The sequence below is a fragment of the Gilliamella sp. B3464 genome, from assembly GCF_026536145.1.
Taxonomy (GTDB): domain Bacteria; phylum Pseudomonadota; class Gammaproteobacteria; order Enterobacterales; family Orbaceae; genus Gilliamella.
Genome location: NZ_JAFNOQ010000002.1, coordinates 65,912 through 91,134 on the forward strand (window position 1 = coordinate 65,912; position 25,223 = coordinate 91,134).

The 25,223-nt window shown below is 34.9% G+C and carries 26 protein-coding genes; 14 read left to right on the top strand and 12 right to left on the bottom strand.

What is annotated here, in order from left to right; all coding sequences use genetic code 11:
• Positions 1-21: 21 nt before the first annotated feature.
• The 4 genes from J3U57_RS02670 to zapB all read right to left on the bottom strand — a co-directional run bounded on the left by J3U57_RS02670 (position 22) and on the right by zapB (position 3,494).
• A complete protein-coding gene (locus J3U57_RS02670; protein WP_267333028.1) occupies positions 22-555 on the bottom strand; it encodes a C40 family peptidase in 534 nt (177 codons plus the stop codon).
• A complete protein-coding gene (locus J3U57_RS02675) occupies positions 503-1,861 on the bottom strand; it encodes a DUF3482 domain-containing protein (RefSeq protein WP_267343873.1) in 1,359 nt (452 codons plus the stop codon). The genes J3U57_RS02670 and J3U57_RS02675 overlap by 53 nt, the downstream gene beginning before the upstream one ends.
• Before the next feature lies 1 nt (position 1,862).
• Complete coding sequence (locus J3U57_RS02680) at positions 1,863-3,167, bottom strand: DUF2868 domain-containing protein (protein WP_267343872.1); 1,305 nt, start codon at positions 3,165-3,167, stop codon at positions 1,863-1,865.
• Between the two features lie 81 nt (positions 3,168-3,248).
• Positions 3,249-3,494, bottom strand: a complete 246-nt coding sequence (gene zapB, locus J3U57_RS02685) for a cell division protein ZapB (protein ID WP_267333031.1) — start codon at positions 3,492-3,494, stop codon at positions 3,249-3,251.
• Between the two features lie 100 nt (positions 3,495-3,594).
• On the opposite strand from zapB, the gene tpiA reads away from it, so the two are divergent.
• The gene (tpiA, locus tag J3U57_RS02690; protein ID WP_065633400.1) at positions 3,595-4,359 is read left to right on the top strand and encodes a triose-phosphate isomerase; all 765 of its coding nucleotides are present in this window, start codon (positions 3,595-3,597) and stop codon (positions 4,357-4,359) included.
• A gap of 48 nt (positions 4,360-4,407) precedes the next feature.
• Here tpiA and J3U57_RS02695 read toward each other — a convergent pair whose 3' ends face one another.
• Complete coding sequence (locus J3U57_RS02695) at positions 4,408-4,635, bottom strand: helix-turn-helix domain-containing protein (RefSeq protein ID WP_267333032.1); 228 nt, start codon at positions 4,633-4,635, stop codon at positions 4,408-4,410.
• A gap of 152 nt (positions 4,636-4,787) precedes the next feature.
• On the opposite strand from J3U57_RS02695, the gene J3U57_RS02700 reads away from it, so the two are divergent.
• The 9 genes from J3U57_RS02700 (at position 4,788) to J3U57_RS02740 (ending at position 12,624) form a co-directional block, all read left to right on the top strand.
• Positions 4,788-5,477 carry a LexA family transcriptional regulator gene (locus J3U57_RS02700; RefSeq protein ID WP_267333033.1) on the top strand — a complete coding sequence of 230 codons (690 nt, stop codon included), beginning with the start codon at positions 4,788-4,790 and terminating at the stop codon, positions 5,475-5,477.
• A gap of 242 nt (positions 5,478-5,719) precedes the next feature.
• Positions 5,720-6,838 (top strand): tRNA 2-thiouridine(34) synthase MnmA, encoded by a 1,119-nt coding sequence (mnmA, locus tag J3U57_RS02705; RefSeq protein WP_267333034.1) that lies wholly within the window; start codon positions 5,720-5,722, stop codon positions 6,836-6,838.
• A gap of 1 nt (position 6,839) precedes the next feature.
• Complete coding sequence (gene hflD / locus J3U57_RS02710) at positions 6,840-7,487, top strand: high frequency lysogenization protein HflD (RefSeq protein ID WP_267333035.1); 648 nt, start codon at positions 6,840-6,842, stop codon at positions 7,485-7,487.
• 46 nt (positions 7,488-7,533) lie between these two features.
• The gene (gene purB, locus J3U57_RS02715) at positions 7,534-8,901 is read left to right on the top strand and encodes an adenylosuccinate lyase (RefSeq protein ID WP_267333036.1); all 1,368 of its coding nucleotides are present in this window, start codon (positions 7,534-7,536) and stop codon (positions 8,899-8,901) included.
• A 109-nt stretch (positions 8,902-9,010) separates the two neighbouring features.
• Positions 9,011-9,931: a hydroxymethylbilane synthase gene (gene hemC, locus J3U57_RS02720; protein ID WP_267343871.1), complete on the top strand. Its 921-nt coding sequence runs from the start codon at positions 9,011-9,013 to the stop codon at positions 9,929-9,931.
• Entirely contained in the window at positions 9,928-10,698 is a 771-nt protein-coding gene (locus J3U57_RS02725) for a uroporphyrinogen-III synthase (protein WP_267343870.1), read from the top strand. Before hemC ends, J3U57_RS02725 begins: the two co-directional genes overlap by 4 nt.
• A 360-nt stretch (positions 10,699-11,058) precedes the next feature.
• The gene (locus J3U57_RS02730; RefSeq protein WP_267343869.1) at positions 11,059-11,238 is read left to right on the top strand and encodes a hypothetical protein; all 180 of its coding nucleotides are present in this window, start codon (positions 11,059-11,061) and stop codon (positions 11,236-11,238) included.
• A gap of 370 nt (positions 11,239-11,608) precedes the next feature.
• Positions 11,609-12,304 carry an AzlC family ABC transporter permease gene (locus tag J3U57_RS02735; RefSeq protein ID WP_267333041.1) on the top strand — a complete coding sequence of 232 codons (696 nt, stop codon included), beginning with the start codon at positions 11,609-11,611 and terminating at the stop codon, positions 12,302-12,304.
• Positions 12,301-12,624 carry an AzlD domain-containing protein gene (locus tag J3U57_RS02740; RefSeq protein ID WP_267333042.1) on the top strand — a complete coding sequence of 108 codons (324 nt, stop codon included), beginning with the start codon at positions 12,301-12,303 and terminating at the stop codon, positions 12,622-12,624. Before J3U57_RS02735 ends, J3U57_RS02740 begins: the two co-directional genes overlap by 4 nt.
• Before the next feature lie 34 nt (positions 12,625-12,658).
• On the opposite strand, the gene J3U57_RS02745 is transcribed toward J3U57_RS02740, so the two are convergent.
• Together J3U57_RS02745 and J3U57_RS02750 are read right to left on the bottom strand one after the other, a co-directional pair.
• Positions 12,659-13,558, bottom strand: a complete 900-nt coding sequence (locus tag J3U57_RS02745) for a heme biosynthesis HemY N-terminal domain-containing protein (protein WP_267333043.1) — start codon at positions 13,556-13,558, stop codon at positions 12,659-12,661.
• A gap of 10 nt (positions 13,559-13,568) precedes the next feature.
• Complete coding sequence (locus J3U57_RS02750) at positions 13,569-15,014, bottom strand: uroporphyrinogen-III C-methyltransferase (RefSeq protein ID WP_267343868.1); 1,446 nt, start codon at positions 15,012-15,014, stop codon at positions 13,569-13,571.
• Between the two features lie 739 nt (positions 15,015-15,753).
• On the opposite strand from J3U57_RS02750, the gene gmk reads away from it, so the two are divergent.
• A complete protein-coding gene (gmk, locus tag J3U57_RS02755; RefSeq protein WP_267333045.1) occupies positions 15,754-16,377 on the top strand; it encodes a guanylate kinase in 624 nt (207 codons plus the stop codon).
• A gap of 124 nt (positions 16,378-16,501) precedes the next feature.
• Here gmk and gloA read toward each other — a convergent pair whose 3' ends face one another.
• Together gloA and J3U57_RS02765 are read right to left on the bottom strand one after the other, a co-directional pair.
• The gene (gene gloA / locus J3U57_RS02760; protein ID WP_267343867.1) at positions 16,502-16,909 is read right to left on the bottom strand and encodes a lactoylglutathione lyase; all 408 of its coding nucleotides are present in this window, start codon (positions 16,907-16,909) and stop codon (positions 16,502-16,504) included.
• Positions 16,910-17,153: 244 nt separating this feature from the next.
• Positions 17,154-17,654: a glycine zipper 2TM domain-containing protein gene (locus tag J3U57_RS02765; protein ID WP_416379557.1), complete on the bottom strand. Its 501-nt coding sequence runs from the start codon at positions 17,652-17,654 to the stop codon at positions 17,154-17,156.
• Between the two features lie 168 nt (positions 17,655-17,822).
• On the opposite strand from J3U57_RS02765, the gene J3U57_RS02770 reads away from it, so the two are divergent.
• The 3 genes from J3U57_RS02770 (at position 17,823) to pgm (ending at position 20,273) form a co-directional block, all read left to right on the top strand.
• The gene (locus J3U57_RS02770; RefSeq protein WP_267333048.1) at positions 17,823-18,017 is read left to right on the top strand and encodes a hypothetical protein; all 195 of its coding nucleotides are present in this window, start codon (positions 17,823-17,825) and stop codon (positions 18,015-18,017) included.
• Between the two features lie 22 nt (positions 18,018-18,039).
• Entirely contained in the window at positions 18,040-18,552 is a 513-nt protein-coding gene (locus tag J3U57_RS02775; protein ID WP_267333049.1) for a hypothetical protein, read from the top strand.
• An 83-nt stretch (positions 18,553-18,635) separates the two neighbouring features.
• A complete protein-coding gene (gene pgm / locus J3U57_RS02780; RefSeq protein ID WP_267333050.1) occupies positions 18,636-20,273 on the top strand; it encodes a phosphoglucomutase (alpha-D-glucose-1,6-bisphosphate-dependent) in 1,638 nt (545 codons plus the stop codon).
• Positions 20,274-20,626: 353 nt separating this feature from the next.
• Here the strand turns inward: pgm and J3U57_RS02785 are convergent, their stop codons facing one another.
• The 3 genes from J3U57_RS02785 to ubiG form a co-directional block, all read right to left on the bottom strand.
• Positions 20,627-22,192: a hypothetical protein gene (locus J3U57_RS02785; RefSeq protein WP_267333051.1), complete on the bottom strand. Its 1,566-nt coding sequence runs from the start codon at positions 22,190-22,192 to the stop codon at positions 20,627-20,629.
• A gap of 457 nt (positions 22,193-22,649) precedes the next feature.
• Complete coding sequence (gene guaB, locus J3U57_RS02790; RefSeq protein WP_267333052.1) at positions 22,650-24,116, bottom strand: IMP dehydrogenase; 1,467 nt, start codon at positions 24,114-24,116, stop codon at positions 22,650-22,652.
• Between the two features lie 132 nt (positions 24,117-24,248).
• Positions 24,249-24,968, bottom strand: a complete 720-nt coding sequence (gene ubiG / locus J3U57_RS02795) for a bifunctional 2-polyprenyl-6-hydroxyphenol methylase/3-demethylubiquinol 3-O-methyltransferase UbiG (protein WP_267333053.1) — start codon at positions 24,966-24,968, stop codon at positions 24,249-24,251.
• Positions 24,969-25,223 lie beyond the last annotated feature (255 nt).

Sequence of the window (25,223 nt, forward strand, 5' to 3'; positions counted from 1 at the left end):
ATTTGTAATCAATTGAGTTGACTAACCATCTGTTAAGCGACGCGTCATCCAATAATGTTTTTTCCAATAATCTTCATTTAAACTGGAATAAATTACGCCTTTAGAAGTTGATGCATGTAAAAATTTACCATCAGCATAATAAATACCAACATGTAGACCACTTTGGCTACGACCAGTTTTAAAGAATACTAAATCACCTGCTTTAGGTTGAGAGACTTTATAACCTAATTGAGCTTGAGCTGATGCACTTCGCGGTAATGTCTTAGACAGTTTATTTTTGAAAAAATTCACAACTAAACCAGAACAATCGCTACCCGATAATGTCGTTCCACCGAACCGGTACGGGGTTTTTTGCCATTTTTTATAGTGAGATTCAATCTTTGCTAACATTTGCGGGTCAGGTTTAGTGGTTTTCGTTGATACCTGCCCTTGACTTGTACTACATCCAAATAACATAAAAAGAGAAAAAAGCAAAGTCGTTATTAAAAATCGCTTCTTCACACTAAAAAAGTTGTTCGGCAACATGCTTGATCGTCGATTGTCTTTTTTTGTCATTTCTTTTTGTTCCTTTATTTAAAGTCGACCATTGCGAATAGCGTCTTGCTATTTTTAACTCTTTTGGCAACACACCTTTTTCCCACTCTTGTTGTTCTAATTTTGACAACTTAATCGGATGAGTGTTCGCATGGCTGCGATGATTTAAACTTTCTTTCAGACTAAGCAGCCGTAAAGAAAGAAAACAAATAATAACATCATCAACACTTAGTTTACTATAACCAGAAAGCTGATACCGCATTCTAGAACCATAATGTTTGGCAGTTTGCATTATACTGCCTACTGCTGCTCCAATTAAAGCAGCTGAGCCAAGCGTAATTCCGCCTGTAGCTAAATCTATGCTTGCCCCAATAGTTGCACCTGACACAAAACCTTTCGTCAAATGCACACCCATTCGTTTTAATGCATCAATATTAAATAGATCTGCATTATAGCGCCCTTTTATTAAAGGTAAAGTCTCAAAACTCTCTAAATCAGAATTAAATTGATAAAGTTTCAACAATTCATTTATTGCCAATTGTTCGCGCTTTCTAACTTGATCTTGCATTTGAGCAATTGCCTGTTGATCATCAATTTTTGCCATCTTGTAAAAGGCAGTCACATCAACCAGTGCTTCCGCAATAATCAAGTTAGCACTTTGATGACGAGATTGCCGCATTTGTGCAATTTGATCTAACCATTGATCTAAGATCTTTTTGGCAGGTTCGAGCAATAAAGCAAGACTTTTATATAATCGTTCCTCGCCATCTAGGGGCGGAACTATAGCGTCAAACCGTATGATAGCATGTATCCCCACGCGTGAGAGTAATCTTTTCCATTCCTTTTCATTTTCTTTTTCGCTTGCGGTAAAATTTAATACGGCAAGCATTGGTTTATCACTACTCGCAAGTATTGCAAGCTCATCATGATATTTATCTAAAATCGGCTCACGCACGTCTATAACATAGATTGCCGCATCACTTTTGAGCAATTGTCGGATGACTTTTGCTTCTTGATCAAAACTATTTTCGGCTTCTGGACTTTGTAAAAAAATCGTTAATTTATCGATCCCATCTAGTTTACCGCTATCGATAGTTAATTGATGAATATAATCGTACAACGCTAAGCTGTCTTCCAATCCAGGCGTATCATAATAAATGATAGATTGATGATGTGCTAAAGGTAATGTAATAGACTGGACATTCCTTGTGGTCCCAGGTTTATCTGAAACTTCACCAAATTGGCTATTGTGTATTAAAGTTCGCAATAAAGACGTTTTACCGACATTGGCATGCCCGACTACAGCTAATTTTAATGTTGTTAACATGTCAAAACTCCTCACTTAACCAAGTGGGTGTTGCTAATTGTAGCGATAAAGCTTGCCAGTTTTTCATTTGCTTACCGTTATTGATAAACCAAAGGCGATTTTGCTGTGATTTATTCATAAGCTGATTAATTAAATTTAACATACCTCTATCTGGTGCTCTATCGGTATCAATAGCGATCAATAACTTTTTAGCTGGCGTTAATTGCAAATAATCTAGAATGTTACGCCGCTGTTCTCGCGTATTTAAAAAGCCTAAAAACGTAACCGAATTTGGTGGGGTCCAGCTTTCAGTGATATCAATTGCGACTAAAAAAGCGCCCTTTGCATTTTCAACATAGTGATAAGGTGAATAATTTATGGAACGCTCCCCATGCTTATCTTCATCTTCTATATTCACTGAAATAGGTTGTAACTCGTTAGTTAAAACCTGAAAATGTGGATGTTTGGTGTCCAATTTCACTTTTCGACTGCAAATCAACCAATTTATAGCACAAACTATCATGCATAAAAATCGAATAGCTACACCATAAACAATAAATACACCCAATAACCAAACAGCCCAAGCAAAACGGGCATCGCCAGAATTTAATGCGTGCTCACTCGCTCGAATAACATCATCATTAGGGATGGTAAAACCAATTAAAGCAGGTATCGAACCTAAATAATGCGTTAAATCAATAATAGTACCAGAGCTTAATAAAGTTGTTTTCCATTCAAAGCGATAATGTTCAGTTGAAAACAGTACAACTAATACCACCAGCGCACTCGTTAATATAAAAGTCCAAAAAAGATTGAGTATAAAACCAATTAGCCAGCGAATTTGACTACCAAATAGTTCAACAAAAGCGGGAATAAGTTGTTGGACAGTCTTTTTTTGTGAAAATTTTTTAGTTAACCATAACCAACAGTAAACCAATATACTGCCACCCCAATTTGAAAAAAAGAAAAAAGACATTAACCAAACGACTAAAGTGACTAAATGTACCCCTAATAGACTAAACAAAGCCCAATATAAATTAATCGGATCTTGGCTTAAGGCACTTAACGCTAATGAAGCGCCAAGCATAATAGAAAGAAAAATTAATATAATGAAAGAGAGATTTGCTGCCCGTAATAACGTCTGTTGGGCTGAAAATAATCCATTTTTTTTAGACAGCATTAGGGCACGCATCACAATGCGATTAATAGATGAAGTTTGAGAGGCTCTTACTTGTCGATTAATGTCTTGATCCGCAAAACGCCCAGATTCTTGTTCAATTAAATGAATAGTTTGAGCAATCCATAATGATTTTAACTCTTCACGCATTGTGTATAATTTTCGCCATCACTTTAATGAATAACAAAAACAAACGCGACATATGCCGCGTTAACAAACAGATATAACAACTTATTGTGTAATTTCACCAATTTTACTTAATAAAGTTTGAATACGTTGTTGCCATATTTGTTGATCTTGTTTAAGTTTTTCGTTTTCGTCTCGCAATGCTTTCATTTCGTCAGAACTATCATTAATTAATTGTTCTAGCTCTTGATTACCTTGTTTTAACGTTGCAATTTCTTGTTGCAAAGTAGTGATTGTATTAACAGTGTGTTGAATTCTGTTTTCTAATTGGTTCAAAATTTCTAATGACATATTTTTCCTCAAGCTCAAAATATTTGGTGTATAATGCAAACCATTATAGCGAATTCATTCTAAAATCAACACTATTTTAAACTTTAAGTTGGAGAAAATTATGCGTAAACCACTAGTCATGGGGAATTGGAAACTCAATGGTAGCATTGATATGGCTAAAAACTTAGTAGAAGGACTTCGAAATGAGCTATCTACTGATATTGAATGCAGTATCGCTATAGCACCACCTGTTGTCTATCTTGATTTTGTTAAACATCAGTTAGGCGGTTCAAATATCATTTTAGGTGCACAAGACGTAGACGTGAATCTTTCAGGGGCATTTACGGGCGAAGTATCAGCTAACATGTTAAAAGAAATTGGTGTAACACATGTTATTATTGGGCACTCTGAACGACGCACTTATCATAAAGAATCAGATGAATATATTGCTAAAAAATTCGGCGTGTTAAAAGATGCAGGACTTGTGCCGGTACTTTGTATTGGTGAAACAGAATCTGAAAACGAAGCAGGACAAACACAAGCGGTTTGTGCTCGTCAAATTGACGCGGTTATCAAAGCATTAGGAGTACAAGCATTCAATGGTGCAGTTATTGCCTACGAACCGGTTTGGGCAATTGGTACAGGTAAATCAGCTACCCCTGCGCAAGCCCAAGCTGTACATAAATTTATTCGTGAACATATCGCTAAGCAAGATGTTAATGTTGCTGAGCAAGTTATCATCCAATACGGTGGTTCAGTAAATGATAAAAATGCAGCAGAGCTATTTACTCAGCCAGATATTGATGGTGCATTAGTCGGTGGTGCATCACTAAAAGCCGATGCTTTTGCAGCGATTGTTAAAGCAGCAGAACAAGCTAAAAAATAATTTAATGACGCCTGTAAGGGCGTCTTTTTTTATAGAATTTTATTTAAACTATTTTTTTCCAGTTGGGGCATAGCGAGAAGGCCAAATAGTTTCAACCGGAACCTGCAAATATTCAGAAATAATTCTTTCGTATTTAGGACAATGACGATATAGCGCATTTCTTAAAGTATCAGCTTGTAATCCGCTCGCTCTTGATAAAGCTCTTAAATTTCCACCTCTAATTTTAATTTCGCCCACGACTCTTGATGGTGACCAGTCTTGATCTTGTTCTCTCATTATGAGATCCTCTATTGGTTAATTTTTTTGCTATTGTAATGATTATCGGTATTACAACGCTGAATAGATATGAATTTACCGGCAGAGAATAACATATAAAAAAACGAAACAAAACTACAAAAACAAAAAAAACACATGAAATGGAATAGAAAATGAACAAAAAGAACTTTAAAACACTTAATGAGCAAGAAAAAACGTCGATTTTAATAAACACAGGGGTGATAAATTTCAAAAATCGATTAACATTAGTCTTAGAAGGACTATCGGGTAATGCTTTTGCTAAAAAAGTAGGTATGTCTGAAGCTGTAATTCGAGATTATCTATCTGGTAAAACTTATCCTTCACTTAATCGCTTGGCCATCATTGCACATAAGTGTGAAGTTCCAATAGAATGGTTAGCAACAGGAAAAGGCGAATGTAGATTGTTAAGTGAATCACAAAATCGAGGATCAATACATATACCTTTCCACAATCTAAATAAAACGAGTAATTCTTTAGCCGACATTCAATCTATTCCCTTCGAAACGAGCTTACTTAAACATCAAGATTGTCATAATGATGATTTAACTGCGGTATGGGCTAAAGGCGATAGTATGGAACCTACAATCGCAAACCACGACATTCTTATCATTAATAAAGCATATTGCAAACCTATTGATGGTTATTTGTATGCAGTACAGTATGATGATCAAATCAGTATAAAACGAATTCAAAATCAAGGTTCTAATTTAGCCTTATTATGTGACAATTCGAAATATCCAACTATTATGGTTAATAAAAATTCACCACTCGATTTTGAAATTATTGGTCATGTTGTTTATCTTCTGAAAAAACTAAATTAACTATCATAAATAAAGTCACTTGTTCATGCATGAATAAGTGACTCAAAAAAAGACAAATTCGTTTTTTTCCGTGCAAATGTCGAGCAAAAAATCGCGTTTAAAAATGTTCAAAATATTGCGTAGGCCCAACTATTGCAAAAAGCTTTGCAGAATTAACCAAATTGATACAGGTATAGCTTTATGCTTTTTTATCCAAATATGATAGAATTGTCCTAAATTTTTAGTCTAATTATTTTGTTATTATGCCAAATTTAAATACATCCAAAAAAGTTGTTGTCGGCATGTCTGGCGGCGTTGACTCTTCTGTTTCAGCATATTTATTACAGCAACAAGGTTATCAAGTTGTTGGATTATTTATGAAGAACTGGGAAGAAGACGACACCGAAGAATATTGTTCTGCATCCGTTGATTTAGCTGATGCTCAGGCCGTATGTGATAAATTGAATATTAAATTGCACACAATCAATTTTGCGGCTGAATATTGGGACAATGTATTTGAACATTTTTTATCCGAATATAAAGCAGGTCGAACACCTAATCCGGATATTTTATGTAATAAAGAAATCAAATTTAAAGCATTTTTGGAATATGCAGCCGAAGATCTTGGTGCAGATTTTATTGCAACAGGGCATTATGTACGCAAACGTGAGCACAACGGCAAGGTCGAATTATTACGGGGCATCGACAACAACAAAGACCAGAGTTATTTTCTTTACACACTAAGCGAAGCACAAATTCGTCAAAGCCTTTTCCCTGTTGGTGAACTTGAAAAACCTAAAGTTCGTGAAATAGCGAAACAATTAGGTTTAGCCACTGCTGCCAAAAAAGACTCAACAGGAATCTGTTTTATTGGCGAACGTAAATTTACTGAATTTCTAGCGCGCTATTTACCGGCTAAATCCGGTCCTATCAGAACCGTGGATGGCAAAGTCATTGGTCAACATCAAGGTTTGATGTATCACACATTAGGACAACGTAAAGGACTTGGCATTGGTGGTTTAAAACAAGCCGATGATACGCCTTGGTATGTTGTTGATAAAGATCTTATCAATAATGAATTAATTGTAGCGCAAGGACACGATCATCCTGCCCTATTTTCAAATGGATTAATTGCCAGTCAATTGCATTGGGTAGATAGGCAAGTCGTCACTGAGCCATTTAATTGCACGGTAAAAACTCGCTACCGTCAAGAAGATATTATTTGCCGTGTAAATCCTTTATCTGAGGATAAAATTGAAGTGATCTTTGCTCATCCTGTTGCCGCCGTAACGCCAGGACAATCCGCTGTTTTTTATCAAGGTGAAGTTTGCCTTGGGGGTGGTATTATAGAAGAGAGAATTATGGGCAATAAGGAGTTTTAAAATGAATAATAAATATCATCATATTGCTATAGCCCTTGCCGGTGTTGCACAAAGTGCGATATTAATTCCTCAACTGGCCAATACAGGGGTATGCAGTAACGCGCTTTATGAACGATCAATTAAAAGCGTGTTTGAAACTTCGCCCAGAACAACAGCAGATGTTTATGATGGACTTGAAAACATAAAAACGGGATTACAAACACTTATCCAATTGCTCTCTTCAGGGCAAAAAGAACAGATCGAAATTATTCGTTATCTTTTTGGCACATTAAATATTACCAGCAAATTAATAAAAAATAATGATGCTTTAGATAAGATCGATCAGCGACTTAAACGCATTGCGAGTCTTTACCCCGATACAAATATTGATACCATTAATAACAATATTGAAGATTTATCATACTCATTAGCGGGGATCTACTCCGATATTATTAGTCCTTTAGCGACCAAAATAAAAGTTATAGGCAAACCAGAATTTTTACAAAACTCACTAGTGCAAGCTAAAGTAAGAACATCGCTACTGGGTTGTGTTCGTTCTGCAATGTTATGGTATCAAGTTGGAGGTGGTCGATTACAGTTTTTATTTTGTCGAAAACGAATCAATAATGCGGCACAACAATTATTACAAGATATCAATACAACAATTTAATTTATATTTTTATATGATACTTAAATAGAGTCACGGAGTTGAACCGATGGAATTATCTGCACTTACAGCCCTTTCACCTATTGATGGTCGTTATGGTGATAAAACAATAGAATTACGTACCATTTTTAGCGAATTTGGTTTATTAAAATACCGCGTTGAAGTTGAAGTTCGTTGGTTACAAAAATTAGCTTCACAAGAAAATATTCCTGAAATTCCAGCACTGAGTCAGTCAGCCACTCATCATTTAAACCAAATTGTTGAACAATTTAATCAAGACGACGCATTACGTATTAAAGCGATCGAAAAAACAACCAATCACGATGTAAAAGCCGTTGAATATTTTCTAAAAGAGAAAGTCAGTACGAATGAAGAACTCCATGCTATTAATGAGTTTATTCACTTTGCTTGCACTTCTGAAGATATTAATAATTTATCTTATGCTTTGATGCTAAAAACAGCAAAAGAGACTGTTTTACTACCTTATTGGCAACAAGTAATTGATAAAATTACGTTGCAAGCAAAAGAGTATTGCAACTTACCTTTACTAGCTAGAACCCATGGACAACCCGCTACACCCACAACTATTGGCAAAGAGTTTGCCAATGTTGCCTATCGATTAAAACGCCAATTTAATCAGCTTCAATCCGTTGAAATATTAGGAAAAATAAATGGGGCTACCGGTAACTATAATGCGCATATGGTTGCTTACCCGCATGTTGATTGGCACAATTTAAGCGAAGCGTTTGTTAGTTCATTAGGCCTAAAATGGAATCCTTACACAACTCAAATTGAACCACACGACTATATCGCTGAATTTTTTGATTGTGTTGCGCGTTTTAATACTATCCTGATCGATTTCGATCGCGATGTTTGGGGCTATATTGCTTTAAATCACTTCAAACAAAAAACGGTAACAGGCGAAATCGGATCGTCAACCATGCCACATAAAGTCAATCCTATTGATTTTGAAAATTCAGAAGGTAATTTAGGTCTTGCCAATGCCATTATGAATCATCTAGGCAGTAAATTGCCGGTTTCTCGTTGGCAACGCGATCTAACCGATTCGACTGTATTACGAAACTTAGGCGTTGGGATTGGCTACGCGATTATTGCTTACCAATCAACCTTAAAAGGCCTAAATAAGTTAGAAGTAAACCAAGCATACTTGCTTGACGAACTTGACCGTAATTGGGAAGTATTAGCTGAACCAATCCAAACAGTGATGCGCCGTTATGGTATAGAAAAACCATACGAAAAATTGAAAGAATTAACACGTGGCAAACGAGTTGATGCAGAGGGCATGAAACAGTTTATTGAATCCTTAGATTTACCTGAAGAGGAAAAAACTCGATTAAAACAGCTAACACCAGCTAATTATATTGGTTATGCGGTGAATTTTGTAGATAAGCTCTAATCATTGAAAAACGGTCTGAATAGTAACAGCATTTTGCTATTCAGACTAAACTATGAGCTCATTTAAACTAAAAAAACAACTACACTTAGCTATACAATAGGAAAATCAATTGAAGATTCGCATTGCAACTCGAAGAAGCCCTTTAGCATTATGGCAAGCTAATTTTGTTAAACAAAATCTACTCTTGGCACATAAGAATTTAACTGTCGAGCTTATACCTATGATGACTCAAGGTGATATCATACTTGATAGTCCACTTGCCAAAATTGGCGGTAAAGGTCTTTTTGTTAAACAGCTTGAACAAGCTATATTAACTAACCAAGCTGATATTGCGGTTCATTCAATAAAAGATATTCCTGCACAATTTCCTGAAGGTTTAACCCTTGCGACAATTTGTCAACGAGACGATGTGCGCGATGCCTTTATTTCTAATCACTATTCCAATTTAGATGAACTACCTAATGGTGCAATTGTCGGTACATCAAGCTTACGCCGCCAATGCCAGCTACGAGCTAACTACCCCCATTTACAGATCAAAGATCTACGTGGAAATGTTGGAACCCGATTAGCAAAACTTGATAATCAGGAGTATGATGCAATCATCTTAGCTTCAGTAGGATTAAAGCGATTAGATTTACAAGATAGAATCAAGCAATATATCGATATCAACTCAATTTTACCCGCCGTTGGTCAAGGTGCCATTGGTATTGAAACTCGAGCAAATGATAAACCATTATTAGACATTCTATCTGTACTTGATGATAAAAATAGCCGGATTTGCATTCAAGCTGAAAGAGCGATGAATAAAGCTTTGCAAGGGGGATGCCAAGTCCCTATCGCCTGCTATAGTCAATTAAATAATGATATATTATCCTTACAAGGTCTAGTTGGAAGTATTGATGGTTCGAAAATTATCAAAGCAACAGTAGAAGGTAGCATTAACGATCCTGAAAAATTAGGGCAAACACTAGCTGAACATTTACTAAAACAAGGTGCCAAATCTATATTACAGGAATTAAATGACGGATGATTTTTGTCACTAGACCCTCACCTGAGGGTGAACAACTAACCCAATTATTAAACCAAGCAAATCTACCTGCGAAGCATTTGCCATTTTTTAAAATTTTACCGGGTCGTGATCTGTTAAATTTACAAGAACAACTCACTAAACTCCGTCCTCATGATATGGTTATTGTAGTTTCACCACAAGTAAGCTATGTAATAAAGACTTATCTTTGCCGTTTAAACCTCCCCACTAACGTCCGTTATTTTGCAATTGGTAAAAAGTCAGCTGACCTTTTTAATCAAATGACAACAGTAAACGTTAATTACCCAGTTCAAGAAAACAGCGAAGGACTTTTAATCAGACTGCAGTCAGAAGTAATAGAAAATCATACTGTATTACTATTATGCGGTAATGTCGGCAGGCAACTATTAGCACAAGAACTCATTGGTCGAAACGCAAAAGTAATCCCAATTGAATGTTATTGCCGAGAACCAATAATCTATCCAACCGATATCTTATCTCACAACATTGCCGAACAAACTATCATTATTACCAGTTTGGAACACTTAAACCAACTTGAACTGTACAGCAATTTAGAGCATAAACAGCTGACCCATCTAATTGTAACAAGTCATAGAATTTTCACTGTTGCCAAGCAGCATCTATGGCAAAACGTATTATTAGTAAATGGCGCAAATAATCAAAATATACTCAATGCTGCCATGCAAAACTTTCCCAATTCAAACAAAAATGGTTCTAGTCACATAAGTTATCAACATGATGAAAAATAATAGGAAAAATGAGATAAAAACACCTATAAACTCTTTTAGCAGTACCACTTCTATTAACAAGTTGTGCCAATCGTTTTAAGCCGATTGTAAAAATCGGCCTTGAGTAACAATAAAACCTATGCACACAGATAGAAACAATTAAATGTAATTATAAAAATCTTACTTCTGACCGAAATGGTAGTGGTGGTGCCCTTAACACGCCAGAAATTGATGACGAAGATGTGGGTAAAAAAAGGGGCGGCGGCTCAACTTGTGGCGCTGCTGTATTAAGAGCTAACTGGATCCCAGTATGACGATCAAGATTTATTGGGTCGTCTTGCCATATCTAAGATGAGGACCTGCGCGTTAAACTTACCTGCCATGAATTTGGATTATGATGAAATAAATATCATTCAACAATATGATAAAAGTGACTCGACCGAAATGCCATTGCCACTACCACCCCCATCAGCCCGCGATGATTTTGGTAAAGTCGTAAATATCACGGTACATTTTTTACCTTGTAACCAGATATTTATCACATATGTCACAACAGAATAAGGACGTAATCCGGTTCTTTGAAAACGGTTTGCCGAAAGCTGTGTACGCCGCACCCAAGTATTAAATCGACAGCGGATTACCGTAAAATAAGGCTACAATGGATGCAATTAAGGCTCAGCAGTTGAAGATACCACAAGAAATTTTGCCGCGTTATATCAAATATCAAGAGGCAAGGATCAAATTACCGATTAATACCGAAAAGAATTCATCGCTAATAAAATAAAAAATATATCAAGCTAACTAATTAGAAGTTTATGAAAATATAATTACTCACTAATCAATTGTTTTTGATATTATAAAAGCGATAAAACTTACCAATTGATTAGCTACATTTTTTAAATTATAAAATTTTAATGATTAAGAGAATACGATGGCATTAACATTTAATGACGGCGTTAAAGCATGTATACCAACATTACTTGGCTATGTTGGTATTGGCATTGCAGCTGGAGCTGTGGGTAAAGCAGCAAATTTATCCATTTTAGAAGTCACCTTATTGGCAGTAATGGTTTATGCGGGCGCTGCACAATTTATTATTACCGGTTTAATGATTGTTGCAACACCAATTTCAGCTATTATTTTTACAGTTTTTTTAGTTAATTCTCGCCATTTTTTAATGAGCATGGCAACTGCACCAACATTTAAAAAGTATTCTTTATTGAATAATATTGCAATAGGCAGCTTATTAACCGATGAAAGTTTTGCGGTCGCGATGAATGCAATTGCGAATAAAAATCCAATCAATTGTGCATGGATGCATGGCCTGAATTTAACCGCTTACTTAGCTTGGATTTTATCTTGTTTGATTGGAGCATTAATTGGCAAATGGTTACCCGATCCTGCCCAGTTTGGCTTAGATTATGCTTTAGTTGCTATGTTTATTGGTCTTTTATATTTACAACTTATAAGTGATAAAAATAAACGCATGAAAAATCGACTATTGGCAATGTTGACTGTAACTATCGTATTAATTTTTTTATTACGATTTTTATCCGCTGAATTGGCAATACTGGCCAGTACGTTTGCAGGATGTTTTATCGGCGTTGCCATGGAGCGTAAAGCATGAGTATTTATAGTTTACTGATTATATTAGGATCAGGGTTAGTGACTTGGTTACCTAGAATTATTCCATTCATATTAGTACGAAAATTACAATTACCTGACATTGTGACTCGTTTTTTATCCTATGTTCCTATATGTATATTAACTGCCTTATTTGTAGAAAATCTGTTTATTGTAAAACCTGGCGCGTTTCCTGAGTTTAATCTTGAATATTGCTTAGCGGCGATTCCAACGATTATTGTGGCACTATTGACTAAAAATCTAATGTTAATTGTGGTAACAGGCATGTGTGCGATGTCAGCGATACGGTTCTTTTTAACCTAATAAATTGAAAAAAGCAGGACAACTGTCCTGCTTATTATGTTCTCTCTTTATTTTCAAGCTTATTGATAGCATTTATAATCTTATTAGCTTCAGCTGTTTGTCCTACTTGATTAAGATAATTCGCCATTGCTTTTTGGTACGCCATATTATTTAGAATTGCTTTAGGTTGTGATTTCCACCATTTTATTAATGCTAATGGATCGCTATCAGCTGACAATTGCTTAATGCGACCAATATAAGCGGCTTGTTTAAATTGATCTAATTGAGATTCACTATAAGCCTTAACTTTGTACATAGCAGGCATTAAATCAATCACAGCTTGATAATCACCCATATCATAAAAGAGTTGATCGGCAAGTCTTAATACTTCTGGATGACGTGGTTTTTCATTCAATAGCTGCTCTATTGTTGTTCGCGCTGAAGCATATTCACGGTTTTTAATTTGTAAACGTATCTGTACCAGTTTGAAAGCAAATATCTCGTTAGGTTGACAGTTTTGTGCAGCTTGTTCCAAAGATTGATTGGCTGAAACCAATTCATCATTATCGATTTGCGCTTGTGCAGCAAGCAAATAAGATAATGCCGAATTGTTCGATACTTTAGCTGATTTCATAAAAAACTTACTGGCTTGTTGATAATCGCCTTCAAGTAGTGAAATTTGTGCCATCTCAAGCCGTTTAACAACTTTTTTAGGTGATTTTGAACGTAACCATTCCCCTAAAATTGTTTTGGAATTAAAAATTTTCTTTAAAAACCAATAAACAATATATAAACAAAATAAAGCTAATAACTCAAGTATGACAAATGAATTAAATGACATACTGACTTTATAATTTGCAACTTCAAAAACAGCTGAACCTTGATGACCTTGTAATAGCGGTCCTAATAAAAAACCCGCCACCAACACTAAAAAAATAATCAATATTTTTAGCATTATTATTCTCCTATTTAGCCATCATTGAACGCACACGCGATTGCATTAATTTTTCTAATTCCGTCGCGCTTGCCAACTTATCTGGAACAGATTGATTACTGATTGATTGACTTTGTAAATTCTCAAGATCATCTAAGAAAGCCTTAACATCAGGCGCATTACCATCAAAATAAGCATTAACCCACAATGCAGCATCACTTAAAGCGCGTTGGTAAACAAGATCTTGATGTCTTGGTACAGCCTGAGCTGCAATCAATAAACGAAAACGAATATTTTCGCGTAAATAAAGTGATTGTTCTAAATTTAGTGGTGTTTTCAATATTTGACATCTCACAATCTGTTTTTCATCTTTTTGAGCTTTAGATAAACAAGTAGCAAAATTTTTCTCATTTTCATCAATTTTTTCAATGGTGATGAATTTATCCAAAAATGACTGAGCATTAGTCAATAAATTATTCGACCAATCGAAAACAGACGACGTTATTTCGCGATGATTATTTTTCTCTGTTGGCTCTTCGGTTACCTCTTTTGAATTAGTCGGCGTATTAACTGATTGTGCTGATGATATGTCATCATTATATTGTGTCATCCCTAAATCTATTTCTTTGTAATTTCCAACCAAAGGTAATTCCGTTAGGGATTCAGAAAGTCCGATTAAATTCATCACAATACCATCATAGTCAACAAAACTGACTTTTGACAGTGAAGTAATATCTTGATTAATCGCTTGCCTTGCCGGTATCAAACTAGGATCATCAGCTTGCGCTAAACTTTCATCGGCACTTTTAAGCAATAATCGAGCGGTTGTATAATCTTGATCATTCCAAATTTTTCTACCCGCTAGATGCACCAGATAATTTGCTTGTGAAATCAACCACACACTGTTATCTGTTGTTGACATGGCCGAAAGACGCTCGTTTAAATTATGCAAATTTTGTTCAGTTAATTTTGAGGCGTCATTGATTTGATTGGTTAACTGTTGTTGATTTTTTTGTTGTTCATTGAGTTGGCGATCAACGCGCTGTTCCAGCGATGAAAATTGTTGATTTTGCTTGTTTACCGCATCGGTGATGCTATTTTGCAAATCATGAACAATACTATCTTTGGTACTTTGTTTCAAATTGGCAAGTTCAACTTGTAGGCTTGCAATTGTCTTTTTTTGATTTTCGACTTGCAAGTGTCCATGATAAAAAACAAAGCCGCCTAAACCGATTGTTAAAGCAATCGCTAAGATGGCTAACTTTGAAGTGGGCACTTTATTTGAATTATTTTTAGTAGCTGATAAATTGGATTTTTTTTCTACTTCAGGACTAGATTGGGCATTTATTGGCATTTTTTTATTTTCAGTCATAGTCTTATTCGCTTTATATTCAGTTTTTATGATAGGTGAAGGGCTAAATGAGGTCGTATTTATTGTTGAAAGCGTTGCATTGGCACCATAATATTTTAATGGCATAATTCACTCCACTTAGCTCTGGTTTAAATGACAATATTATGACATAGAGTCATCACAGTTTTAACTAAAATTTAATTAGTAACAAATCAAATCATTTTAAATAGTTATTTTTAAATTGATTTTGTTGATTAACTTACTCTCTTTATTTTGGTATTTGTCATATTACTAGTTATCCTTTTTTGATCAATATTATGTTTTTCATCATTGAGCAGTAATTTTATCTTTAGCCTTTCGCTGCTTGATATAACGTGGTTAAACGAAGAAAAATACTGTTATAGGGGTATATGGGCTATATTATTCACCCTAGATTCAATGATAGTTAAAAATTTTATTGCTAATAGAGATAAACCAGACATGAATATGGCACAAAATTTTTTCAATTATTATTTTTGTGTACTATTTTATTGATACCTTCATCAAAACTGTATTGTTATATTTTTTATATCTATACCTTAAAAAATTACTGCTAAAATTAGCGGTTGATCAAATTTATCTTTTTGATTAACAAAATTCAATTCAATTATTTTTATAGTCGTTTTGATGTATTGTCAGTATATTGTTAACTTATTAAATTGCAAAAACTTTAACAACCTATCATTGCATCCAGTATAAACATATGTAATTTGATGTTTGCTATACCACAATCTAGCAAATTATTTTGTTATAATATTTGCATTTCGTTTTAGTTATCTTATTTTAGTTATCTAATCAACCTTTTCATACTAAGTGATAAAATTTTATGTATACAGGAACCTTGTTTATTATTTCAGCACCAAGTGGTGCGGGTAAATCAAGTTTAATTCAAGCTTATTTAGCGCAAAAAGATCATCATCCAGCTAGAGTTTCTATTTCTCATACAACTCGCACACCAAGGCCTGGTGAACAACATGGTGAACATTATTATTTTGTTGATCATCAACAGTTTGAATCGTTGATCAATCAACAAGCTTTTGTTGAGTATGCGCATGTATTTGAAAACTATTACGGCACCTCAAAAGATGAGATCGAAAAAAGTTTAATTGATGGAGTAAATGTTTTTTTAGATATTGATTGGCAAGGTGCAAGGCAAGTACGAGCGCAAATGCCCGAGTCAAAAAGCATTTTTATTTTGCCACCATCAATTGAAGAGCTAAAAAATCGACTCAAGAAGCGTGGACAAGATGATGATCAGGTAATTGATAAAAGAATGCAAAAAGCTCAAGCCGAAATTTCACATTATGATGAATATGATTATATTATTATTAATGATGATTTTGATTGTTCATTAAATTCATTAAATTCAATTATCACAGCTACACGTTTAGAACAGCAGAAACAAGCAATGATTAATCAAAACCTACTTAGAAGTTTACTAGCAAAATAGTAACTCATAGGTTAGCGCTATATAATTTTGCTAGCTTTGACATAAAAGCCTTAACGTAAATTAGTAAATTCATTTTTTACAACAATATCGCCGAATTTGATCGGCGATATGATTTACCTTAATTTTAATGACCTAATGCTTTATCAGCCTGATCATTTTGAATCAACTCTATTTTATAACCATCGGGATCTTCAATAAATGCAATAATTGTGTTGCCCCCTTTTACTGGACCGGCTTCACGCGTTACTTTGCCACCTGCTTGTTTGACATTACTACACATTTGCGCAACATCATCAACACCAATAGCAATATGCCCAAAAGCATTACCATGATCATAACTTTGTGTTCCCCAATTATAGGTCAGTTCAATAACTGAACCGGCTGATTCATCATGATAACCAACAAAAGCAAGTGAATATTTATATTCTGTATTTTCACTCGTTCTTAATAATCGCATGCCCATTATACGAGTATAAAAATCAATTGATCGTTGTAAATCACCAACACGAATCATAGTATGTAATATACGCATCGCTTTATTGTTCCTTTTATAGTAATAATGATTTCAATAATTTTATATATTCACAACGAGCCAATCAAATTTTTTATGCCTGAATTTGCATATTGATAATATTTGATATGGATTGAAGAGAAAGCCTTGAAGATTTTATTGGTGCACGACTTACTGAAGATAGTTAAATGAATAATTTTGCGAAAATAGACTTCGCTTAGAACGCTAACAAGCAAAGTCTATTTTATTTAGAAAAAAGGGAAAATTACTTCTTAATTTCGCTATTATAACGAGGTGATGCGCTAATTTGTTTACCATTACTGACTAAACGTACTTTTTGCCCTGCAAAAAAATCATTAGCAGATCCTTTTTGTACAATAACGATATTGCCGCCGTTTTCTCGTTGAATTTCTAACTCAACAGCACTGGTTTGGCTAGCTTGATTTTCAATTGCACTACCTAACACTGCACCACCGATTGCACCAGTTGCAATCGCCACAGCTTGCCCGGTACCATTACCGACTGTATTACCTAAAACGCCACCAAGTACTGCACCACCTAATGAACCTAAAATATTTTCACTGCTACCATCAGAGGCATTAGTTTGGATTTTCACTGGGCGAACAGACACAACTGTACCATAACTAACTTGTTGAACCTGTTTTGCTTGATCTGTTGTATAAACATCGCCAGAATATATATCACTATTACCACAACCCGTTAAAATTGCTGCTAAAATAGCTAAAGTGACGATTTTTTTCATAATTTATTCCTCATATAATTTGAGTATGAGCATGCTCATACTATTTTTTAGCATAATATTCTTTTATAAAAACGACAATATCATTTTCACTATTTTATCACTAGATAATATTATTTCTTAGCAAGTTGAGTTATACTCAGGTTAATAGTTTATCTACCATACAATAAGTATATGAAACGGTTATTTTTTCAATTAATATTATCAGTTATGATATGTGCCTGCCATGATACCAATCAACAACAAAAATTAGATAATGAAGCAATTGTTGAGAGTAAAAATAAAGATTGTTTATCAGAGAATGCAGGCAGTAATTTGCATCAACTCGACAATATTGCAATTGCAGCGCAAGGGTGTCCCGTAAAATAACTTAATAGGCATAATTAACATAATGAAAACCATCGAAATAGACGAAGAATTATATCAATTTATTGCAGCACAAACTAAACATATTGGTGAAGATGCATCAAGTATTTTGCGTCGTTTGTTAAAGATCAATCAACCTGTAAAAACAACAATTAGTACTACCAGTCAAGCAGACAATCAATATACCTTATTTAATGACTTACTAACGAGTGATACTTTTGTTAATGAAAAATCAATTATAAATCGGTTTATATTGTTACTTGGTGCGCTTTACAATTATAACCCAGCTTTATTTTCAATTGCGGCTACATCACTGCATGGCAGTAAACGGCAATATTTGGCAAAAGATAAAGAGTCATTAGAAACATCCGGTAAAAATACAAAGCCGCGTGAAGTAATTGGTACACCGTATTGGGTGATCAGTAATACCAATACAGCCCGAAAAATCTATATTATTGAATCAATTATGAGTGATATGGGTATATCAGAAAATATGATTAATCGAGTGATTGAAATTTTTTCATCGCAGAATAAATAAAATTACATGCTTTTATTAAAGAATAAACAACTATAGCTTGTAGCATAGATATAAATAGATAATTTATGAAAGAGGAGTATAAAATGGCAAACCCTAGCCGGGCAGGATTATTAGCTGAACCGTCTGATCTCATTGACGTTGAAGCATTAAGAAATAATTACTATAGCATTAGCCCTGATATAGAAAACGCAAGTCAATTAGTGATTTTTGGTACCTCAGGTCACCGCGGTAGTTCCAACAAAGGTACCTTTAATGAGGATCATATTTTAGCCGTTGCTCAAGCTATAGCAGAATACCGTCAGGCAAATAATATTACGGGTCCATGTTTTATTGGTCAAGACACCCATGCTTTGTCAGAGTTGGCATTAAAATCAGTATTAGAAGTGTTTGTCGCTAATGAACAAACCGTTGTTATCGCTCGAGATTGGGGATTTACCCCAACGCCAGTTATTTCACATGCTATTTTAACGTATAACCTTGGCAAACAATCACAATTGGCTGATGGTATTGTAATTACGCCTTCGCATAATCCGCCTGAAGATGGTGGTATTAAATATAATCCGACTAATGGTGGTCCGGCCGATACGCATATCACTAAGCAAATCGAAAATCGCGCTAACGAATTACTAAAAAATAAACTTAATGGCGTGAAGCGTGTTTCTTTAGACAAAGCGATTAACTCCTCTTACATACATACTAAAGAGTACGAAACTGATTATGTAAATGATCTTGAAAACATTTTAGATTTAGCATTAATTAAATCTTCTGATCTTAATATTGGCGTTGATCCATTAGGGGGAGCCGGTATCACCTATTGGCCAAGAATTGCTGACAAATATGGTATTAAACTTAATATTGTCAACAATAAAATCGATCCGACCTTTAGCTTTATGCACCTTGATCATGATGAAGTGATTAGAATGGATTGTTCTAGTCGCTGGGCAATGGCGGGATTATTGCAATTAAAAGATAAGTTTGACTTAGCGTTTGGTAACGATACCGATTTTGACCGTCATGGTATTGTAACGCCAAAAGGATTGATGAATCCAAATGCTTACCTTTCTGTTTGTGTGAATTATTTATTCCAAAATCGTCCACAATGGCATAAAGACATAGCTATTGGTAAAACATTAGTAACGAGTTCAATGATCGACCGCGTCGCCAATAGCCTTAATAAAAAATATTTAGAATATCCAGTTGGCTTTAAATGGTATGCTGATGGTCTTTACAATGGAACATTAGGTTTTGCCGGCGAAGAAAGTGCTGGCGCCTCTTTTTTAAGAACGAATGGAAAAGTTTGGGCAACCGATAAAGATGGTATTATTTTATGTTTGCTAGCAGCTGAAATGACGGCAAAAACAGGAAAAAATCCACAAGAACAATACCAAGAACTTGAAGCAAAATTTGGTGTTTCATATTATGGACGGCTCCAAGCACCGGCCTCTTTTACTGAGAAACAAAAATTAGCTAAACTTGATGCCAGCCAGTTAACGACAGACCAGCTTGCTGGTGAAAAAATTACCCAATGTTTAACTACGGCGCCGGCAAATAATGCACCAATTGGTGGATTGAAAGTGATAACTGAAAACGGTTGGTTTGCAGCTCGACCTTCAGGCACAGAAGACGCTTACAAAATTTATGCTGAAAGTTTTATCAGTAACGATCATTTAGCAACATTACAAAAAGAAGCGCAAGAAATTGTTGCCAAAGCTATCAAATAACTGCCATGTATTTTGCTGATTTAACTTAAAATCAGCAAAGGTTATTGAGTTGTTTGTCGTGTTCATAACAATTTGTACAGCAATAAAAATTCTGCCCAGATCACTATTTGTGTCTGGGCAAATTTTTTACTTCACTCATTTATAAATAATAGATTCTAAGTTTGTTGGCAATCTTGCCCTCATCAGGGCTCAATTATCAAGTTTTTTAGAGTATAAAACACACAACAACATGATCTGAACAGTGGTAAATCGTTTATTAAGCCAATATGTGTTTTTTATTTTTGTAATACCCCCACCTCAACTCAGTATATAAAACAACTAATAACAAAATTGAGGCTATAATATCATCACAGTTATGGACTAACACAAGCAATATGATATGAACTAAAGCTTGGTTCGTTATACCACATGTCCCCATCACCAGCATCAATTCTTATTGGATTACCTTGATAAGTCTCCATCGCCCAATACCAATCTCCAGGATGATCAGAAGCCCAGTTTGTGCCAGGATAATGAATAGGTTGATTAAACATGGTTCCCCATTCGTTAAATAATCCGCCTATCCATTTGCCGTTCGTTCCTCTATAACTTAATTGACGACGGTAACCATTTATATTACGCCCAGGTATTCCGCCAGACCAAATCGAAGTATTAGCATTAGTATAATCAGCCACACTTGGCAGTCGATAACCAATGCCTCGACAATAAGATATTGCGCTACTCTGATTTGAAACAAGATCAACTGATGGGGTGAGATACCAACGTTGTATAGTAAAACTGTAGAGTATATTCTGCTTAGCTTTGTCAGAATATAACTGAAAGGTAACCGGAGAAAAACTTTTATTGGCAGTTGAAGTTGTTGGCCCTTTTAGTACTATTTTTACCGCACTTACACTACTACTATTACCCCAACCCGGCGTATTTTCCGCTGATAGCAATAACGTAACATTACCTGAACTTGATTTAATTGTGCTACCATTGATATTGACGACTTCTTGCGGTGTTATTCCGCTTAATAACAAATAAAATCTTAAATTATCTGAACCGGTACTTGGAAAATTTTTAGCAGCTGTATTAATATCTTGTGGAATAAATCCTTTTCCTTTGCCCCAATCGGGACCATCTAAATCTTGATATTGCGTATTATTACTTGAATCGTTTGCTAGATTAGGTTGTGCGTAACAAACTGTCGGTTTATGAGAAATTTGATAACGTTTAGTCACTGGCACATAATCACTTTCTTTAGGAATGCCATATTTAGAATAAGTTTTTAATTGTGCGGTAATCTCTAACGTTAATGGCAGTGTATACGCATTATCACAAGCCAATCTTTGACTAATATTGGTTAACGCTTTACCATTTGCATCATACCAATTAGAACTCGTGAAACTGAGTAGAAAAGGTTTATAAGTATCTATCTGATCGCCATCTTTATCGGCATAGTTTAATTTATTATCTAACGAATCATAGTAAAAGTTTTTAACTGCAAAACTTGATGGTTTTAAATTACCGTCAAAAAGATTAACTTCATTCCCTTTCATATTACTGCTTGCTTCACTATAAAATACACCACCTACGGTAAATCCATGTTTACTAGCGGCCAAATCTATATTGGCTACTTGCGGTGCATTCCCTTCTATTGCTTTCGCTGTCGCGGCGATCAATGCGTTGGCACAAGTAAAAGGGAGTAACAGTAAGCCAACAATTATTAGGGTTGTCTTTTTAAAAAAGAGATGAAGATAAAGCGTATTAAGCATTAAACCTATAGGTTTGTTAACAAGCTTAAAATAAATAAAAAAATGTTCTAATAACGACGCTTTAAAGTAAGTCAATAATTGTTTTTTTGTTAAACCCTTAGATATGGGGATCACACCCGATCGAAGACAAAATAATATAAAACGATATCCCTTTTCAATCATATTTTTACCGCTCCTTGTAACGCTATACCTGTTTTTTGGCAGAAATCTATATGGTTATTTTCGTTTAATTAAAAATTATTTTTTTCATATATTTCAATACTATAAAAGTAAAAATGATTTGGGTATCATAAAGTAATTAATATCACCTGTAACGGTTATTTATGTTAAAAATTGTCATTGATTGTTAATTATTTCAAATTTACGATTTTTTGTTCCTATTAATTTCAAACAGGGAGATTTATTGAATGACTGATAGCAATTTTGACAAACGTTGTTAGTTTTAAAAGAATCTAGCAGAGAGATTGATATTTAAATTTTATCTAGAGTAGTCAAACGCAGAAAATATAACTATGCAATAACTGAAACAATTTATTTAAAAATAACAAATTGTTTTATAGAGAATTAATTATGTTAGATTGGGATCATTTAATCAATGATCCCTGTTTTTTTTTGGATTTTAAACACCTGCACGATAGTTAGGTGGTTCTTTAGTAATAAGTACATCATGTACATGACTTTCTTTCATGCCTGCACCAGTAATACGATAGAATTTAGCTTTTGTGCGTAATTCATCAATTGTGGCACAACCAGTTAATCCCATACAAGAGCGTAATCCGCCCATTTGTTGATGGACGATTTCTTTCAATAAGCCTTTATAAGCGATACGACCTTCAATCCCTTCAGGTACTAATTTATCAGCGGCATTATCAGTTTGGAAATATCGATCTGAAGAACCTTTCGCCATTGCACCTAATGACCCCATTCCACGATAAGATTTATAAGCTCGGCCTTGGAATAATTCAATTTCACCGGGTGCTTCTTCGGTTCCAGCAAACATCGATCCAACCATAACACACGAAGCACCTGCTGCAATCGCTTTAGCAATATCACCCGAAAAACGTATGCCACCATCGGCAATAACTGGGATATTGTATTTTTGTGCCATCTCTACAGCGTCCATAATCGCTGTAATTTGTGGTACGCCCACACCAGTGACAATACGCGTTGTACAAATTGAACCTGGACCAATCCCAACTTTAACTGCACTCACACCCGCCTCGATCAAGGCTTTTGCACCTTCGGCCGTTGCAACATTACCACCTATTATTTGTAAATCAGGATACGCTTTTCGAGCTTGACGAATACGTTCAAGAACGCCTTCGGAGTGACCATGTGAAGAGTCAATTAACAGCACATCGACACCCGCTTCGACTAAGGCAGCAATGCGCTCCTCATTTCCAGCACCAGCACCTACCGCAGCACCGACACGCAAGCGTCCTTTTTCATCTTTACAAGCATTCGGTTTTTGCTCCGCTTTATTGTAATCTTTAACGGTGATCATGCCTTTTAAGTGGAATTTATCATCAACGACTAATACTTTTTCAACGCGGTGTTCATGCATTTTTTGCAGAACACTTTCACGTTTTTCACCTTCATTGACCGTTACTAAACGTTCTTTAGGGGTCATCACTGCAGTAACCGGTAACGACAAATCGGTGGCAAATCTTACATCCCGTGCAGTAATAATCCCCACTAATTCTTGCGATTTGGTGACAACAGGAAAACCGGCAAAGCCATACTCTTTAGCAAGATCAATAACATGCTGTATTGTTGCTGTTGGTAACACTGAAACTGGATCTTGTACAATACCACTTTCATGCTTTTTAACACGCTTAACATGATTTGCTTGAACGTCTATTGGCATATTTTTATGAATAAAACCAATTCCACCTTCTTGAGCAAGGGCTATAGCCAGATCGGATTCGGTAACCGTATCCATTGCAGCTGAAAGCATTGGAATATTAAGTTTTATTGTTTTCGTTAATTGAGTACTAATATCAGCAGTGTTAGGTAATACAGATGAGTGAGCGGGAACTAATAACACATCATCAAATGTGAGGGCTTCTTTTACGATACGAGACATGACAATATTCACCATTGAGTTGAATTGTTGATAAAATATTGCCGACGTATTCTACCTTTCTTTTTTATGAAAAACTAGTTAAATTTAATATTTTATTAAGTGTTTGTTCACTTACATATCAAAAAATTTAACTTACTCATAATCATTATTAATCTCTTTTTGCGCCATCATAATATAATTCACATCGACATTCGATCCTAATGTAAATTGATTTTTGAGTAAATGATATTCCATTCCGATAATATCTTTAACCACTAAACCTGATTGTTCAACCCATAGCATTAACTCTGACGGACGAATAAATTTATTGGCGTCATGTGTGCCTTTTGGTACTAGTCTTGCAATATATTCAGCACCATAAATCAACATTAATTTAGCTTTATAATTGCGATTAATGGTTGATAAAAATAGTTTTCCGCCAGGTTTAAGTAATTTTGCACAAGCGTTAATGATAGAAAAGGGATCGGGAACATGTTCTAATAATTCCATACACGTAATCATATCATAATAATCACTTTTTTGGTCAGCATGCTCTTCAACGGTCTGTTTTAAATATGTGATAGAAAGACCACTTTGTTGTGCATGGCATTTTGCCACTTGTAATGATTCATCAGCTAGATCGATTGCCGTAACATTAGCACCGAGTTTGGCTAAACTTTCAGATAAAATTCCCCCACCACATCCTACATCTAATACATTTTTTTGCTCTAATGAGCCACACTTTTGCTTAACATAGTCTACTCGTAATGGATTAATAATATGTAGTGGCTTACATTTACCATTGGGATCCCACCATTGGGCAGCCATCTGTGAAAATTTATTGATTTCATTAATATCGATATTTTGTGACATGATTATGTATTATAAGATTATCAAAACTGAAATTAACTATATTCTAACTATCAGTAATTATCAACAAATTGCCCAAACTATTCTTAGTTCATTAATTATGATGATCATAATAAAAACCTAATAGAAATTACAGCTGGCTGGGTACGTTCATTCAATCGTTTATTTTTATTATCAAAATAAGTTTTTTCTACTCTACTTGTAGGCTAATTTTTATTGACATTAATTTAATGAACAAAGTCAATCTAATAGAATAAT

Coding starts and splice junctions, on each gene's coding strand:
- J3U57_RS02680 (WP_267343872.1), bottom strand. CDS start 3,167: ATGCGTGAAGAGTTAAAATCATTATGGATTGCTCAAACTATTCATTTA.
- J3U57_RS02675 (WP_267343873.1), bottom strand. CDS start 1,861: ATGTTAACAACATTAAAATTAGCTGTAGTCGGGCATGCCAATGTCGGT.
- guaB (WP_267333052.1), bottom strand. CDS start 24,116: ATGTCTCGTATCGTAAAAGAAGCCCTCACATTTGATGATGTGTTATTA.
- pgm (WP_267333050.1), top strand. CDS start 18,636: ATGGCAAACCCTAGCCGGGCAGGATTATTAGCTGAACCGTCTGATCTC.
- J3U57_RS02730 (WP_267343869.1), top strand. CDS start 11,059: ATGAATTTGGATTATGATGAAATAAATATCATTCAACAATATGATAAA.
- J3U57_RS02735 (WP_267333041.1), top strand. CDS start 11,609: ATGGCATTAACATTTAATGACGGCGTTAAAGCATGTATACCAACATTA.
- gmk (WP_267333045.1), top strand. CDS start 15,754: ATGTATACAGGAACCTTGTTTATTATTTCAGCACCAAGTGGTGCGGGT.
- J3U57_RS02670 (WP_267333028.1), bottom strand. CDS start 555: ATGACAAAAAAAGACAATCGACGATCAAGCATGTTGCCGAACAACTTT.
- J3U57_RS02695 (WP_267333032.1), bottom strand. CDS start 4,635: ATGAGAGAACAAGATCAAGACTGGTCACCATCAAGAGTCGTGGGCGAA.
- J3U57_RS02775 (WP_267333049.1), top strand. CDS start 18,040: ATGAAAACCATCGAAATAGACGAAGAATTATATCAATTTATTGCAGCA.
- hflD (WP_267333035.1), top strand. CDS start 6,840: ATGAATAATAAATATCATCATATTGCTATAGCCCTTGCCGGTGTTGCA.
- J3U57_RS02725 (WP_267343870.1), top strand. CDS start 9,928: ATGATTTTTGTCACTAGACCCTCACCTGAGGGTGAACAACTAACCCAA.
- tpiA (WP_065633400.1), top strand. CDS start 3,595: ATGCGTAAACCACTAGTCATGGGGAATTGGAAACTCAATGGTAGCATT.
- mnmA (WP_267333034.1), top strand. CDS start 5,720: ATGCCAAATTTAAATACATCCAAAAAAGTTGTTGTCGGCATGTCTGGC.
- gloA (WP_267343867.1), bottom strand. CDS start 16,909: ATGCGTATATTACATACTATGATTCGTGTTGGTGATTTACAACGATCA.
- J3U57_RS02750 (WP_267343868.1), bottom strand. CDS start 15,014: ATGCCATTAAAATATTATGGTGCCAATGCAACGCTTTCAACAATAAAT.
- ubiG (WP_267333053.1), bottom strand. CDS start 24,968: ATGTCACAAAATATCGATATTAATGAAATCAATAAATTTTCACAGATG.
- purB (WP_267333036.1), top strand. CDS start 7,534: ATGGAATTATCTGCACTTACAGCCCTTTCACCTATTGATGGTCGTTAT.
- J3U57_RS02700 (WP_267333033.1), top strand. CDS start 4,788: ATGAACAAAAAGAACTTTAAAACACTTAATGAGCAAGAAAAAACGTCG.
- J3U57_RS02785 (WP_267333051.1), bottom strand. CDS start 22,192: ATGATTGAAAAGGGATATCGTTTTATATTATTTTGTCTTCGATCGGGT.
- J3U57_RS02745 (WP_267333043.1), bottom strand. CDS start 13,558: ATGCTAAAAATATTGATTATTTTTTTAGTGTTGGTGGCGGGTTTTTTA.
- zapB (WP_267333031.1), bottom strand. CDS start 3,494: ATGTCATTAGAAATTTTGAACCAATTAGAAAACAGAATTCAACACACT.
- J3U57_RS02740 (WP_267333042.1), top strand. CDS start 12,301: ATGAGTATTTATAGTTTACTGATTATATTAGGATCAGGGTTAGTGACT.
- J3U57_RS02770 (WP_267333048.1), top strand. CDS start 17,823: ATGAAACGGTTATTTTTTCAATTAATATTATCAGTTATGATATGTGCC.